This is a genomic window from Streptacidiphilus jiangxiensis (assembly GCF_900109465.1).
GTDB classification, from domain to species: domain Bacteria; phylum Actinomycetota; class Actinomycetes; order Streptomycetales; family Streptomycetaceae; genus Streptacidiphilus; species Streptacidiphilus jiangxiensis.
In genome coordinates this window covers 226006-240251 of sequence record NZ_FOAZ01000004.1, presented here as the reverse complement: position 1 = coordinate 240251, position 14246 = coordinate 226006, and the positions used below count along the sequence as shown (strand labels likewise).

At 72.4% G+C, this 14246-nt stretch carries 14 protein-coding genes; 4 read left to right on the top strand and 10 right to left on the bottom strand.

Going from position 1 to position 14246, the window contains the following annotated elements; all coding sequences use genetic code 11:
• Positions 1–143: 143 nt before the first annotated feature.
• Genes BMY61_RS09985 through BMY61_RS09975 form a run of 3 tightly spaced genes read right to left on the bottom strand, consistent with a single transcriptional unit; the run spans position 144 to position 2016 of the window.
• Positions 144–911: a DUF3710 domain-containing protein gene (locus BMY61_RS09985; RefSeq protein ID WP_042441966.1), complete on the bottom strand. Its 768-nt coding sequence runs from the start codon at positions 909–911 to the stop codon at positions 144–146.
• Positions 912–913: 2 nt separating this feature from the next.
• Complete coding sequence (gene dut / locus BMY61_RS09980; RefSeq protein ID WP_174514452.1) at positions 914–1432, bottom strand: dUTP diphosphatase; 519 nt, start codon at positions 1430–1432, stop codon at positions 914–916.
• Entirely contained in the window at positions 1429–2016 is a 588-nt protein-coding gene (locus tag BMY61_RS09975) for a PaaI family thioesterase (RefSeq protein WP_042441762.1), read from the bottom strand. Before BMY61_RS09975 ends, dut begins: the two co-directional genes overlap by 4 nt.
• A gap of 78 nt (positions 2017–2094) precedes the next feature.
• Between BMY61_RS09975 and BMY61_RS09970 the strand changes: the two genes are divergently transcribed.
• Positions 2095–2553, top strand: coding sequence for a DUF3093 domain-containing protein (locus tag BMY61_RS09970; RefSeq protein ID WP_425314677.1), 459 nt, complete (start codon positions 2095–2097; stop codon positions 2551–2553).
• Positions 2554–3929: 1376 nt separating this feature from the next.
• On the opposite strand, the gene BMY61_RS09960 is transcribed toward BMY61_RS09970, so the two are convergent.
• The 5 genes from BMY61_RS09960 to BMY61_RS09940 form a co-directional block, all read right to left on the bottom strand.
• On the bottom strand, positions 3930–4718 hold the full coding sequence (locus tag BMY61_RS09960) for a hypothetical protein (RefSeq protein ID WP_236655802.1): 789 nt from the start codon (positions 4716–4718) through the stop codon (positions 3930–3932).
• An 80-nt stretch (positions 4719–4798) separates the two neighbouring features.
• The gene (locus BMY61_RS09955) at positions 4799–5098 is read right to left on the bottom strand and encodes a DUF4193 domain-containing protein (protein WP_042363734.1); all 300 of its coding nucleotides are present in this window, start codon (positions 5096–5098) and stop codon (positions 4799–4801) included.
• A 477-nt stretch (positions 5099–5575) separates the two neighbouring features.
• Positions 5576–6556 (bottom strand): acyl-ACP desaturase, encoded by a 981-nt coding sequence (locus tag BMY61_RS09950; protein ID WP_042441765.1) that lies wholly within the window; start codon positions 6554–6556, stop codon positions 5576–5578.
• A 256-nt stretch (positions 6557–6812) separates the two neighbouring features.
• Positions 6813–8054: a sensor histidine kinase gene (locus BMY61_RS09945; RefSeq protein ID WP_042441969.1), complete on the bottom strand. Its 1242-nt coding sequence runs from the start codon at positions 8052–8054 to the stop codon at positions 6813–6815.
• A gap of 51 nt (positions 8055–8105) precedes the next feature.
• Positions 8106–8759 carry a response regulator transcription factor gene (locus BMY61_RS09940; protein ID WP_042441766.1) on the bottom strand — a complete coding sequence of 218 codons (654 nt, stop codon included), beginning with the start codon at positions 8757–8759 and terminating at the stop codon, positions 8106–8108.
• Between the two features lie 380 nt (positions 8760–9139).
• On the opposite strand from BMY61_RS09940, the gene BMY61_RS09935 reads away from it, so the two are divergent.
• On the top strand, positions 9140–9325 hold the full coding sequence (locus BMY61_RS09935; RefSeq protein ID WP_042441767.1) for a hypothetical protein: 186 nt from the start codon (positions 9140–9142) through the stop codon (positions 9323–9325).
• Between the two features lie 125 nt (positions 9326–9450).
• On the opposite strand, the gene BMY61_RS09930 is transcribed toward BMY61_RS09935, so the two are convergent.
• Together BMY61_RS09930 and BMY61_RS09925 are read right to left on the bottom strand one after the other, a co-directional pair.
• The gene (locus tag BMY61_RS09930) at positions 9451–10257 is read right to left on the bottom strand and encodes an inositol monophosphatase family protein (RefSeq protein ID WP_042441768.1); all 807 of its coding nucleotides are present in this window, start codon (positions 10255–10257) and stop codon (positions 9451–9453) included.
• A gap of 158 nt (positions 10258–10415) precedes the next feature.
• Positions 10416–11558, bottom strand: coding sequence for a ferrochelatase (locus BMY61_RS09925; protein ID WP_042441769.1), 1143 nt, complete (start codon positions 11556–11558; stop codon positions 10416–10418).
• Positions 11559–11703: 145 nt separating this feature from the next.
• Here BMY61_RS09925 and BMY61_RS09920 point away from each other — a divergent pair, with 145 nt between their 5' ends.
• Positions 11704–12972, top strand: coding sequence for an MFS transporter (locus BMY61_RS09920; protein WP_042441770.1), 1269 nt, complete (start codon positions 11704–11706; stop codon positions 12970–12972).
• The gene (locus BMY61_RS09915; protein ID WP_042441771.1) at positions 12917–14239 is read left to right on the top strand and encodes a D-arabinono-1,4-lactone oxidase; all 1323 of its coding nucleotides are present in this window, start codon (positions 12917–12919) and stop codon (positions 14237–14239) included. The genes BMY61_RS09920 and BMY61_RS09915 overlap by 56 nt, the downstream gene beginning before the upstream one ends.
• Positions 14240–14246: the final 7 nt, after the last annotated feature.

The following is a 14246-nucleotide window of genomic DNA, read 5'->3' as shown; positions in this document are numbered from 1 at the left end:
TGCGCTCCCGCAGGTAGTTGCCACACCAAGGGGCGCGGGGAACTGCGCGACAAGCCACCGACCTGCGGATGGTCCTCATCGGACAGGGCCATCCGCACAGGGTGGTTGCTCGCGCCGTTCCCCGCGCCCCTACGGGTGGTGCGCTACCGGACCTCGGTGATCTCCGGGCCCCGGTCGAAGGGGTTGAGGTCGCCCATGGAGGCGGGACGCCCCTGCTGGGGCATGCCGTCCGGGACCATCTGGGCGTCCTCGGGAAGGCGCAGCACGATCGGGTCGCGGGGCGCCATCGGCGAGTCACCGCGGACGACGATCGTCTGGCGGAAGACCTGCTCCAGCACCGCCGCCGCATCGTCCTGCATGGCCGCCTGGCCGCTGATCACGCCGCGCAGGAACCACCGCGGCCCGTCGCAGCCGACGAAGCGGACCAGCTGGACCCCGCGCGTGCCGTCGGGCAGCTGCACCGGGACCTGGGCGCGCAGGCCCCAGCCGAGGTTGGACTCCTCCTCGTCGACCACACCGCCCTGCTGCCGGATGCCGTCCGCGATCTCGTCGCGGACCTCGCCCCAGATGCCCTCGGACCGCGGCGCGGCAAAGGCCTGCAGCTGGATGGCGCTGTTGCCGAGCACCAGCGTGGCCGCGACGATCGCGTCGCCCGCGACCTCGACCCGCAGCTCCATGCCGTCGACGCCGGGGACCAGCAGACCGCCCAGGTCCACCCGGCCGTCCTTGGCGGCGCCCTCGACCTCGTTGATGTCGAACGGGCCCTCGGGACGCGGCGCCGGCGGCAGGCCGACCCGCTCCCCCTCGCCGTCCTCCAGGTCGGAGGCGTCCTCGAACTCGTTGCTGTCGGCGTCGGCCAGCTCGTCGAGCTGATTGCCAGCGTCCTCGCCCTTGGCGCGACGACGGAACACGGTCACTGTCCTTCCCGGTCGGGTACCGAAGAGTCTTTCTGCCCGGCCGCGGGAATGCTAACCGCGGCATGGCCCCCCGTCGACCCGAAGCCTCCTGCGGCGCGCGCCGACCCCGGCAGTTCCGCCACCTCGTGGAAGCGGACCTTCTCCACCCGCTGGACGACCAGCTGGGCGATCCGGTCCCCCCGGTGGAAGACCACCCGCTCGCGCGGGTCGAGGTTGACGACGATCACCTTGATCTCACCACGGTACCCGGCATCGACCGTTCCGGGGGCATTGACGAGGGCGATGCCGCACCGCGCGGCCAGACCGGAGCGCGCGTGTACGAAGGCCGCGTACCCGTCCGGCAGCGCGATGGCGACACCGGTCGGCAGGACGGCCCGCTCGCCGGGCTCCAGGACGGCGTCGACGGTGGTGCGCAGGTCCGCACCGGCGTCGCCGGGGTGCTCGTACGCGGGGACGGGCAGGTCCTCGTCGATCCGCCGGATCAGGACGTCGACGGGGTGCAGGTCGGAGCTCACGGGTTCACCTCGAAGGCGCGGACGCGCTTGTGCAGGTCGGGGTTGTCCATGGCCGCCTTGATGTCCTCGGGACGGCCGTGGTTGACGAAGTGCTCCAGCGGGACCTGGATGAACAGCGCCTGCGCGGTCAGCGCGAGCGGGCCGTCCGGCGCGTCCAGCCGGGCCTCGCCGCGGCAGAAGATCTTGCGGCCGGCGACGGCCTCGACCCAGGTGTGCAGGTAGAGGGTCGAGTCGACCGGGACGGGGCGGCGGAAGTCGGTCTCCAGCCGCGCCGTGACCGAGGTGGAGTGCAGCAGCCAGTTCAGCGTGCCGAGCGCGTCGTCCATGGCCGTGACCAGCACACCGCCGTGGGCCAGACCGGGGCCGCCCTGATGGGTGGGCGCGACGGTGAACTCCGCGAAGATCTCCACGCCCTCACCGGCCCGCGCGGCCAGGTGCAGGCCGGACGGCTGGGCCGGACCGCAGCCGAAGCAGAACTCGTAGTGCGGCTCGATCAACTGCCCGGGCGCGGGCGCGTCCGGGTGGCGGACGGGCGCAACCGCGTCCGGCGGCGGGGTGAGGCTGGGTCGTGCTGCATCGGTCACTCGGTGACCCTACAGGCAGTGGACGTTTCACCCGCCCCGCGGTCGGGCGCGCCGCCCGCGCGGCGCACAATGGACGCCATGTACGACGAACGCCTCTCCGCCCCGGCGGTCCTGTGGCTGCTGCCGGTGGGCTGCGGCATCTCCTTCATGCTGGTCCTGCTCGTCTTCAGCCCGATCGCGGCGCTGCTGGGCCTGGTCGCGGGCGGCGTCGGCGGGGCCGTGCTGCTGAGCAGCTACGGCTCGCCGCGGATCCGGGTCACCCAGGGCCACCTGCTCGCCGGCGAGGCGAAGATCCCCGTCACCGCGCTCGGCGAGGCCGAGCCGCTGGACCGGGAGGCGGCCTTCGCCTGGCGCACCACCAAGGCCGACGCCCGCGCGTTCATGCTGATGCGCGGATACATCCCGACCGCCCTGCGCGTCGTCGTCACCGACCCGGAGGACCCGACGCCGTACCTGTACCTCTCCACGCGCACCCCGGACCGCCTCGCCGCGGCCCTGGAGGCAGCCCGTCAGGACGCCGCCACGGCCTCCAAGTAGGCCGAGACCGCCGCCAGACTGCGCGACCGGCACGCGACGCGCGCGGCCACCCTGTCGCGCGCGGCCGCGATGGCGGCGACGGTCTCCGCGGTGGCGTCGGCGACGCATCGCGGCGTTCCTCGGCCGCCGGGGTGGGGCGCTGCTGGTGCCCGGGGGGGCCTCCGTCGTCGGCACAGCCGTCACCGTCGCCCTCATCGACCGCGCTACGCGCGCTGACGCTCGCGAGCGTGGTGCTCTCCCTGCTGGCCGCCGCGCTGCGGACCCTCCCGGGCCACTCCGCGGCCCTCCTGTACGCCGCCACGGCCCTCTGGGGCCTCCACTGGGGCGGAGCCTCCACCCTCCCTCCCCACCGCCTCGGCCGTCACCGGCGGCGCCCGGGCCCAGCCGCCCCTGGTCGCCACCTGGAACACCGCCACGCGCCTCGGCGGCGCCCTCCTGAACAGCGTCGGCCCGCCAGCCTTCCCTGGTCCGTCCTGACCCTCCTGACAGCCTCCCTGACGGCAACCGCGGCCACACCGTCACCCATGACGGGTGCGGGCCCCGGGGCTGGGGGGCCGAGGCCGAGGAGCTGGGGGGCCGAGGCCGAGGAGCTGGGGGACCGAGGGGCCGGTGGCGGGAGCCGGGGGCCCACGGGCCGAGGAGCTGGGGGCGGCGCCAAGCTCCGGGAAGCCGAGGACAGGGCCAGGGGCCGCGGGCGGGCCCACCGGCTGGAGGGCTGGGGCTGGGGCCAGGTGCCAAGCGACGGGCCGAGGAACTGGGGCAGGCCCAGGCGCAGCCCGAGGGGCCCACAGGCTGAAAGGGTCGGGGCCGGGGTCCAGGGGGCCAAAGGGGCGGGGCCCAGAGAACGTCATGCCGTTCAGGGGCCGCCGGGGCATGGCGGAAGCCCGCTCCCGGCCTCCACGAGGCCCTCGGGGCAGCGCGAGGCGGCGGCAGCGCCGGGAGCGGCTGCGCGGGGCCCGGGCCGGCAAGCCGAGGGCAGGCCCAGAGGCAGCCGGAGGGGCCCAGCGCTGAAAGGCCGGGGCCGGGGCCCAAGGGGCCAAGCCACGGACCGAGGCCCAGAGAACGTCACGCCGTTCAGGAGCCGCCAGGGCATGGCGGAAGCCCGCTCGCGGCGTCCACGAGCCCCCTCGGGGCAGCGCGAGGCGGCGGCACCGCCCGGAGCGGCTGCGCGGGGGCCACGGGCCGGGAAACCGGGGGCAGGCCCGGGGCCGAGGGAGGGGCCCAAGGCTGAAGGGTCGGGGCCCAGGGGGCCAAAGGGCCGAGGCCCCGGGAACGTCATGCCGTTCAGGGGCCGCCAGGGCATGGCGGAAGCCCGCTCCTGGCGTCCACAAGCCCCTCGGGCAGCGTGGGGTCGCCGGCAGGGCTCGGCGGGGTGGCTACGGCTCGTCGGGGTCCGGGCGGGCCGTGAGCCAGTAGGACGGGTCGGAGGGGCGGCGTTCGCGCAGGTCGCGGCGGATCTCGGCGGCGAGCTTGGCGGTGTCGCGGCGGTTGACGTAGGCGCCCGCCGCGGCGCCGACCATCAGCGGGGCCAGGGAGGGCAGCTTGCGGACGCCCGCACGGGTGAGCCGCTTGCGCAGCGCCGTGCGCAGGCCCGCAGTCTTGCTGAGGGCCAGGATCGTCGCCGGTGAGGCCACATCGAGGCCGCGGCGCTCGGACCAGACGGACAGGTACGCCAGGGCTCGCTGCTTGGCATTGCCCTGCGCGGGCTGGCCGTAGGCCTCGTACAGCTCCGCGATCATCTTGAACTCGACCGACGCGACCGCGAGCAGCTCGGCTGCGATCTCGACGGGCATGGCGGCCGGCACCGGCATCATCGCGGCGGCGCCCGCGCCCGCACCGACGGCGCCGGACGCGCGTGCGCCGGCCGCGGCGATCCGGTCGGCCAGCTCCTCCGCGCTACGCGCGTCGGGGTGGTGGGCGCGCAACGTCGCGACGTCGCGCACCTTGATCCGGGGCGCCGCCGCCATCAGGCGGTCGACCAGGCCGACCGCACCGTCCTTGGCGCCCCTGCCGAGGCTGCGCCCCAGCTTCCGCGCGAGCGCGGCCATACGGCCCTGCTCGGCGGCGGGGACGGAGTCCGCACCCGCGGACCCGTCCCAGACCTCCATCTCGTCGGCGATCCGGGCGAGGTCGGCCGTGGTCTCGTCCTCGACGGACTTGTCCACGGCAGGTTCCTGCCCGGCGCCTACGGATCTTTGCGGCTTGCGGAACGGTCCCATGAAGTCCCCTTCCTCGCACCGCTCGATCAGGCGGCGCAGTCCCGGCAGATCGGCTGGCCGTTCTTCTCATTGGCCAGCTGGCTCCGGTGGTGCACCAGGAAGCAGCTCGAGCAGGTGAACTCATCGGCCTGACGAGGCAGGACCCGCACGGACAGTTCCTCATTGCTGAGGTCCGCTCCGGGCAGCTCCAGACCCTCTGCAGCCTCGAACTCGTCGACATCGACCGAGCTGGTCGTCTTCTCGTTCCGGCGTGCCTTGAGTTCCTCGATGCTGTCCGATTCGAGGTCGTCGTCGGTCTTGCGTGGGGTGTCGTAGTCAGTCGCCATATCACTCTCCCCCTTTGGGCGTGTTGCGGTTGTCTCCAGCGCACGTAACGCGCAGGGAGTCGGACTTGTGCCCGACCCGAGGGCGAGATTTTGCCTTACTTCAAGGCCCGTTACTCAATCGACACCCGACCAGACCCCCGAAGAGGTGATCGCGAGGTCGATTCGGGGAGGTCACGAGGGCTCCGGCGGATACCCTCCACTGACCACTTACCGTGATCATGACGAGCGGAAACACCGAAACCAAGGGGCCGTGCGCCGACCCGCTCGATCACTGTCCGTCATCAGCCTTCTCGCGCCACTTTGGCTGAAAATGTGCGCACACCCACAGTGACACACCTCTTTGTGAGCTTCATCACGGTTCTGGAAAGTCCGGACTTGTCGGGCGTCCGTCGAGCCCTCCCGCTACCCTGCGCGAGCCGGAGTGCGCGGACGGTCAGCAGGCTCTCAGCGGACACCCAGCGGACGTTCAGCCGTCGGTCAGCCCGCGCGGCGCTCCTGCGCGGCCTGTCGGCGGGCCAGAATGGCCGCCTGGCGCTCGTCGAAGCGGGTCGCCTGGGTGTCGAGCCCGTCGAGGAAGAGACCGAGCTCCTGCTGGGCCTCCAGGCCCTCGGGGCCCAGGCCGGTGATCTCCATGACCTTCAGCTTGCGCAGCACCGGCTGCAGCACGTCGTCGTGGTGGATCCGCAGGTTGTAGATGCCGCCGACGGCGATCTGCACGGCCGCGCGCTCGAAGCCGGGCATGCTGTGGCCGGGCATCCGGAAGCCGGTCACCACGTCGGCGATGGCGCGCATGGCCTGGTCCGGGGCGATCTCCAGGGCGGCCTTGAGCAGGTTCCGGTAGAAGACCATGTGCAGGTTCTCGTCGGTGGCGATCCGGGCCAGCATCCGGTCGCAGACGGGGTCTCCGGAGTTGTGGCCGGTGTTCCGGTGCGAGATGCGGGTGGCGAGCTCCTGGAAGGCCACGTAGGCCACCGAGTGCAGCATCGAGTGGTTGTTGTCCGACTCGAAGCCCTCGGCCATGTGCGTCATCCGGGCGCGCTCCAGCGCCACCGGGTCGACCGCGCGCGAGGTCAGCAGGTAGTCGCGCATGACGATGGAGTGGCGGCCCTCCTCGGCCGTCCACTGGTGCACCCAGGTGCCCCACGCGCCGTCACGACCGAACATCGAGGCGATCTCGTGGTGGTAGCTCGGGAGGTTGTCCTCGGTGAGCAGGTTCACCACGAGGGAGACCCGCGCGACGTCGGTGACCGGGGACTGCTGGACCGCCCAGGCCTCGCCGCCGAAGATCCCGTCGAAGTCGCGGCCGAGGCTCCACTGCACGTACTCGTGCGGCATCCACTCCTTGGCCACGCCGAGGTGACGGTTGAGCTCGCGCTCGACGACCTCCTCCAGGGCGTGGAGGAGCTGCGCGTCGGACCAGTGGGTACGGCCGGCGGGGCGGTCGGGGGCGATCGTCACGGCAATCCAACTCTCGGTACGGCTCGCAGTGCGGCACTGCGGACGGCGGTGCACACGGCGTGGAGCACTCTCACCTACGGTTCCGTAGGTTACGCCACCGTAGGTTGACGAGGCGAACCCTGGCAAGGGCGCCGGTGCAAGGTCACAACCTGGGGATTTGGTTACTTGCCGGTCGGCAAACGAAAGCCGACCCGCGGCGCGGAAGGGTGAATTCCGCAGCGCCGCAGGTCGGCCTGGTGACGGGTGGGGCCGGGTCTCAGCCGATGGCACCCCGGACGGGCGCCGGCGGCAGCGTCGGCGCCTTGGCGGCGGGAATCCGGACACGGATCAGCAGACCGCCCTCGGCGCGCGGCACGGCCTCGATGGCGCCGTTGTGCGCCCGCACGACCGAGCGGACGATCGAGAGCCCGAGACCCACGCCCTTGTCGCTCCGCGTCCGCTCGCGGCCCTTTCCGCGCCGGAACGGCTCGAATATGTTCTCGATGTCGTAGCCGGGCACCACGGGCCCGCTGTTGACCACCACGAGCTCGCCGCCGCCGTTGACCGCGGAGTGCACCTGCACGTCCACCCAGCCGTCCTGGGCCAGGTTGTACTTGACCGCGTTCTGGATCAGGTTCAGCGCCACCCGCTCCAGCAGCACGCCGTTGCCGGAGACCATCACCTCGCCCGCCGGCTCCGGCAGCGCGGAGCGGATCCGCACCCCCCGCGCGGCGGCGTCGCCACGGGTCTGTTCGAGCGCCTGCCGGGCCACCTCGGCGAGGTCCACCGGCTTGCGCTCGGTCAACTCGTTGTCGCTGCGGGCCAGCAGCAGCAGGCCCTCGACCAGCTGCTCACTGCGCTCGTTGGTGGCCAACAGGGTCTTGCCCAGCTGCGTCAGCTCCGGCGGCGCCGCCGGGTCGGAGAGCTGCACCTCCAGCAGGGTCCGGTTGATCGCCAGCGGCGTGCGCAGTTCGTGCGAGGCGTTGGCGACGAACTTCTGCTGCGACTCGAACGCCCGGTCGAGCCGGTCGAGCATGTCGTCGAAGGTGTCGGCGAGCTCCTTGAGCTCGTCGTCCGGACCGTCCAGCTCGATCCGGCGGTGCAGGTCCGAGGAGGCCACCTGGCGCGCCGTGCGGGTGATCCGCCCGAGGGGGCTGAGCACCCGGCCCGCCATGGCGTAGCCGAAGAAGACCGCGAGGATCAGCAGCGCGAGCAGCGCCGCCAGCGACTTCCACACCAGCAGGTGCAGCGCGGCGTCGGTGTGGGCCCGCTGGTAGGCGTCGAGGTAGTGACGCAGTTGGTCACCGGTCAGCGGCGTGCCGTCGGAGAGGTGCACCTGCACGTTCGCGCCGATGCTGATCGGCGGGAACTGCGTCGCACTGCCGAAGGCCTGGTCGACGAAGAGGTACATGACCAGGACCATGATCAGCCCGGCGAGCAGGAACATCCCGCCGTAGAACATGGTCAGCCGGATGCGCAGGGTGGGCCGGAAGGGAAGCAGCGACTCCCTGATGTCGATGCGGTCCGAGTGATCGGTCCGGCCGCCGGAGGTGTCTGCACTGGCCACGGCTCAGATCCGGTATCCCGAACCCGGCACGGTGATGATCACCGGCGGCTCGCCGAGCTTGCGGCGCAGCGTCATCACGGTGACCCGGACGACGTTGGTGAACGGGTCGGTGTGCTCGTCCCAGGCCTTCTCCAGCAGCTGCTCGGCGGAGACCACGGCGCCACCGGCCCGCATCAGCACCTCCAGCACCGCGAACTCCTTGGGCGCCAGCGCGATCGGCTTGCCGTCGCGCAGCACCTCCCGGCGGCCCGGGTCCAGCGAGATCCCGGCACGCTCCAGCACCGGCGGCAGCGGCGTCGTCGCCCGCCGCCCCAGCGCCCGCACCCGCGCGACGAGTTCGCTGAAAGCGAACGGCTTCGGCAGGTAGTCGTCGGCCCCCAGCTCCAGACCCTCGACGCGGTCGCTGATGTCACCGGCGGCCGTCAGCATCAGCACGCGGGTCGGCAGCGCCTCCTCGACGAGCTTGCGGCAGACGTCGTCGCCGTGGACGAGCGGGAGGTCCCGGTCGAGCACCACGACGTCGTACTCGTTGAGGGCGATCCGGTCCAGCGCGGCCTGGCCGTCGTAGACCACGTCCACGGCCATGGCCTCACGGCGCAGGCCGGTGGCGACAGCGTCGGCGAGCAACTGCTCGTCCTCGACCACGAGAACTCGCACCAAGGGTCCCTTCGGAACGGGCACGCCCCGGCAAGGGCGTGCACACGGGTGGCACGGCAGGTCCGGCCAGGCTTCCATCCTGCCTCGACCCGCCGTAAAGCACTGGTAAGCAGGGCGTGACAAGGGACGACCCGGGGCGTGGGACGGGTCGACCCCGGCGCGGAACCGGCGAGTGTGACCCATTTCGCTTTCGCGGCGAGGTTTCCGCCTCGGGCCGCTTGGGCAGGACGCTCATTACACCCGCGATGCACAAGCGCACTGTGCGCTCCAGTCACACGTGCGTTTCCACACGTGCCTCGCACCCGCCCGCCGTGCGGCCATCCGCGCCGGGTCCCCCGTGATCCCGGGGCCGCCACGACACCAGCAAGGGGGTCAGCCTCATGGACGCCTTCACCGCCGGCATCCTCCAGCGCATTCGCACCGCCGAGCAGGACCTGCATCGGGCCCTGGAGTCGGGTGACGACTTCCTGGCCGAGGTCGAACAGTCCGAGCTCGACGACCTGCGCCGGCTCGCCGCGGAGCACGGCATCGAACTGATGCCCGCCGCCCCGCGCACGGCCGCCTGAACCTTCCCGGTCCCACACAACCCTCGCCACCCTCGCCCCGCACCCGCCCGCCCCGGACCACGTCCGGGGCGCAGTCGTTGCCGGGGCGAGGGCTGCGCGGGCCTCGGCTCCCGCCGGGCTTCCGTTCAGTCGTGCCAGGCGCCGAGGCTCTCCAAGGCGTCCTGGAGGGGCTGGAAGAGCCCGTCCGGCGCCGCGACGGTGAGCTCCGGGCTCGCGGGCTCACCCGGGCGCCCGGAGACCAGCGCGCCCGACTCCGCGGCGATGAGCGCTCCCGCGCTGTAGTCCCAGGGGTTCAGCCCCCGCTCGTAGTACCCGTCCAGCCGCCCCGCCGCGACGTCGCACAGGTCCACCGCGGCGGAGCCGCCCCGGCGGATGTCCCGCACGCGCGGCAGCAGCGCGGCGACGACCTCAGCCTGGCGCGCGCGGCGCGCCTGCAGGTAGCCGAAGCCGGTCCCGATCAGCGCCCGGTCCATCGGGGGCGCGGTCCTCACCGCGAGCGCCCGCCCGTTCAACGCCGCGCCCTGCCCGCGCACGGCCTGCACGCGCTCACCGCGCGGCGGCACCTCGACGACCCCCACGACGACCTCGCCGTCCAGCTCGGCGGCGATGCTGACGGCCCATGCGGGCAGCCCGTAGAGGTAGTTGACCGTCCCGTCGAGCGGGTCGATCACCCACCGCACCCCACTGGTCCCCTGCCGGGAAGCACCCTCCTCCCCCAACAGCCCGTCGTCCGGGCGCCGTTCGGCAAGCAGCTCGGTGATCAGCTTCTCGGCGGCGAGGTCCATCTCGGTGACCACGTCGACCGCGGAGCTCTTCGTCGCCGCGACGCCGAGATCGGCCGGGCGGCCGTCCCTGAGCAGGACCCCGGCTCGCGACGCAGCCTCGACGGCGACGTCGAGGAGCTCGGCGTAGAGGTTCTGACGATCAGTCATTGAACTTGCCTCCGTGAATGGGTTGCACTCCCCCAGGGGCGCGAGGAACTGCGCGAGACACCACCGGTGTGCGGGTGGCCCTGCTCGTTCGGGGACTCGCCACGCAGGGTGGCTGGCCGCGCAGTTCCTCGCGCCCCTCAGGGCGTTGCAACTGGCCCTCAGTTGATCCAGTCCTCGCCTGCCGCTGCCGGTGCCGCGCCGCGCGCGGCGGGGCAGCAGCCGACCGGGCAGACGTCGTGGGAAGCCCCGAGCGCTCCCAGCGTGCAAGGGCCGACCCGCTCGCCGCGCTCGCGGGCCGCACGTTCGAGGACGAGGTCGCGGACGGCCGCGGCGAAGCGCGGGTCCGCGCCGACCGTGGCGGCCCGCGCCACCGGCAGGCCCAGCTCGTCGGCCTTCTCCCGGGCCTGGGTGTCGAGGTCGTACTTGACCTCCATGTGGTCGGAGACGAAGCCGATCGGCACCATCACGACCGCCGCCGCACCCGCGGCCTGCTCGGCCTCCAGGTGGTCGCAGATGTCCGGCTCCAGCCACGGGATGTGGGGGGCGCCGCTGCGGCTCTGGTAGACGAGCTCCCACGGCCGGTCCACCACGCCCGTGGCCTCCGCGACCGCCGTGGCGATCAGGCGGGCGACCTCCCGGTGCTGGGCCACGTACGCGCCGCCGGGCGTGCTCCGGGCCGGGTCCGCGGGTGCGCCGGAGGTGTCCGCCAGGACGTCCGGGATCGAGTGCGTGGTGAACGCCAGACGTGCGCCGGCCCGGACCGTCTCCGGCAGGGACTCCAACGCGGCGAGCGTGGACTCGATCATCGGCTCGACGAAGCCGGGGTGGTTGTAGAAGAGCCGCAGCTTGTCCACCCGCAGCTCGGCCGCGCCCGGCGCGCCCTCCTCGCGCAGCGCGGTGAGTGCGGCGGCCAGATTCTCCCGGTACTGGCGGCAGCCGGAGTAGTTCGCGTAGGCGCTGGTGGCCAGGACCAGCACGCGCCGGTGGCCGTCAGCCGCCATCTCGCGCAGCGTGTCGACGAGATAGGGGGCCCAGTTGCGGTTGCCCCAGTGGACCGGCAGGTCCAGCCCGTGGTCGGCGAAGTCGGCGCGCAGCGCCGCCAGCAGCTCGCGGTTCTGGGCGTTGATCGGGCTCACGCCGCCGAAGAGGAAGTAGTGCTGCCCGACCTCGGCCAGACGCTCCTTGGGGATGCCGCGCCCCCGGGTGACGTTCTCCAGGAAGGGCACGACGTCCTCGGGGCCCTCCGGGCCGCCGAAGGAGAGCAGGAGCAGGGCGTCGTACGGAGCATGCGCGTCGGACATGCCCCGATCTTTGCACGCACCCGCCGCGGACCTGCGGCCTGTCCACGCCGCCACGGCCGCCGTCTCGGATGAGGGAATCCCCGGGCGGGTCGCCAGGGCTCCACGTAAGCTGTCTAAACCACCCATATTCCTTACGGAGCTGTCTGTGTCCGCCGCGTCGTCCGCGCTCTCCACCTACCGCCGGATCTTCGCCGAGGCTCCCGGCAGCCTCGCCTTCTCCGCCGCCGGATTCATCGCGCGGATGCCGATGTCGATGGTCGGCATCGGCATGGTGACCATGCTCTCCTCGCTGCGCGGCGACTACGCGCTCGGCGGGGCGGTCTCGGCGACCATGGCCCTGGCGGCGGCACTGCTCGGGCCGCAGGTCGCACGGTTGGTCGACCGCTACGGGCAGAGCCGGATCGCGCTGCGGGCCACGGGCGTCACCGTGGCCGCGATGGGCGCGCTGCTCCTGTGCGCCGCGTTCGGCGCCCCGGACTGGACGCTCTTCGTCTGCGCGCTCGTGGTCGGCTGCATGCCCGCGATGGGCTCGCTGGTCCGGGCCCGTTGGGCCCACCTCTATCAGGGCTCGCCGCTGCTGCACACCGCCTACTCGTTCGAGTCGGTCGTCGACGAGATCGTCTTCATCGTCGGCCCGATCCTCGCGGTGGGCCTGTCCACCTCGTGGTTCCCCGAGGCCGGGCCGCTGCTGGCCACGGTGCTGCTGGCCGTCGGCACGCTGCTCTTCTGCGCCCAGGGGCGGACCGAGCCGCCCGTCCACCCGCATGCGCACGCCTCCGGCAGCTCCGCACTGCGCACCCGCGGCCTGCTGGTTCTGGTGATCACCTTCGTGGGCACCGGCGCGGTCTTCGGCAGCGTCGAGGTGACCACGGTGGCCTTCGCGGACCACCTGCACCACAAGGCGCTCTCCTCCGTCGTGCTGGCGGTCTACGCGCTCGGCTCCTGCATCGCCGGCATCGTCTTCGGCGCGCTCGAGCTGAAGGGTCCGCTCTCCCGTCGCTTCCTGGTGGGGATCATCACACTGGCGGTGAGTATGCTGCCGCTCCTATTCGTGAAGAACCTCGTGGCCCTGGCGGCAGCGCTGTTCGTCGCCGGGCTGTCCATCTCCCCCACCATGGTCACCACCATGGGGCTGGTGGAACGGATCGTGCCTCCGGCCAAGCTGACCGAGGGCATGACCTGGACCACCACCGGGCTGGCCGTGGGGGTCGCCTTCGGCTCCTCGGCCGCGGGCTGGGTGGTGGACGCCGCGGGTGCCTCCGCCGGCTACTGGGTGACCGTGGCCGCGGCGGCGCTCTCGGTCGTCACGGCGTTCCTCGGGTCGCGCCGGCTCCGGTCGGCGCCGGAGCAGCAGGAGGGTGCACGTGTCGAGTCAGACGACCCAGCCAGGCCTGTGGAGCAACTGGGCCGGTAACCAGACGGCACGGCCGAGGCGGGTGGTCGCACCCGGCTCCGTCGCGGAACTGTCGGAGCTGATCGCCGCGGCCGCGGCCGCCGGACTCCCGGTCAAGGCCGTCGGCAGCGGTCATTCGTTCACCGCGATAGCCGCCACGGACGGCGTCCTGGTCCGCCCCGACAGGCTGACGGCGATCAGGGAGATCGACCACAAGGGCGGCACCGTCACCGTCGAGTCCGGCCTCCCACTGGAGCGGCTCAACCTGCTGCTGGAGCACGCGGGCCTGGCCCTGACCAACATGGGCGACATCATGGTGCAGACCGTCGCCGGGGCGACCAGCACCGGCACGCACGGCACCGGCCGCACCTCCGCCTCGCTGGCCGCGCAGATCAAGGCTCTGGAGATCGTCCTCGCGGACGGCACCGTCACGCAGTGCTCCCCCACCGAGAACGCCGAGTTGTTCGCCGGCGCCCGGCTCGGGCTCGGCGCGCTGGGCGTGGTCAGCGCGATCACCTTCGGCGTGGAGCCGGCCTTCCTGCTGACCGCGAAGGAGGCGCCGATGTCGTTCGCCGAGGTGATCGACCGCTTCGACGAACTCGCGAACGGCAACGAGCACTTCGAGTTCTACTGGTTCCCGCACACGGAGAGCTGCACCACCAAGCGCAACAACCGCAGCAGCGGCCCCGCCGCCCCCCTGCCGGACTTCAAGCGCTGGCTCGACGACGACTTCCTCTCCAACACCGTCTGGGAGGGCGCCTGCCGGGTCGGCCGGACCTTCCCGAAGACGATCCCGACGATCGCGAAGATCGCCGGAAAGGCCTGGTCGGACCGGACCTACACGGACGTGTCCTACAAGGTCTTCACCAGCCCGCGCCGGGTCCGCTTCGTCGAGATGGAGTACGCCGTCCCGCGCGAGGCGGCCACCACGGTACTGCGCGAGCTCAAGCGTGCGGTCGAGCGCTCCGACTGGAAGATCTCCTTCCCTGTCGAGGTCCGCGTGGCCCCCGCCGACGACCTCTGGCTCTCCACGGCGAGCGGCCGCAGCACCGCCTACATCGCGGTGCACCTGTACCGCGGCAGCGCGCAGCAGAGCTACTTCACCGAGGTGGAGCGGATCATGACAGCCCATCAGGGCCGACCGCACTGGGGCAAGATGCACACCCGCGACGCGGAGTACCTCGCGGGCGCCTACCCGCACTTCGGCGACTTCACCGCCCTGCGCGACAAGGTCGACCCGGAGCGCCGCTTCGCCAACGACTACCTGCGGCAGGTCCTGGGCGACTGAGCCCGGG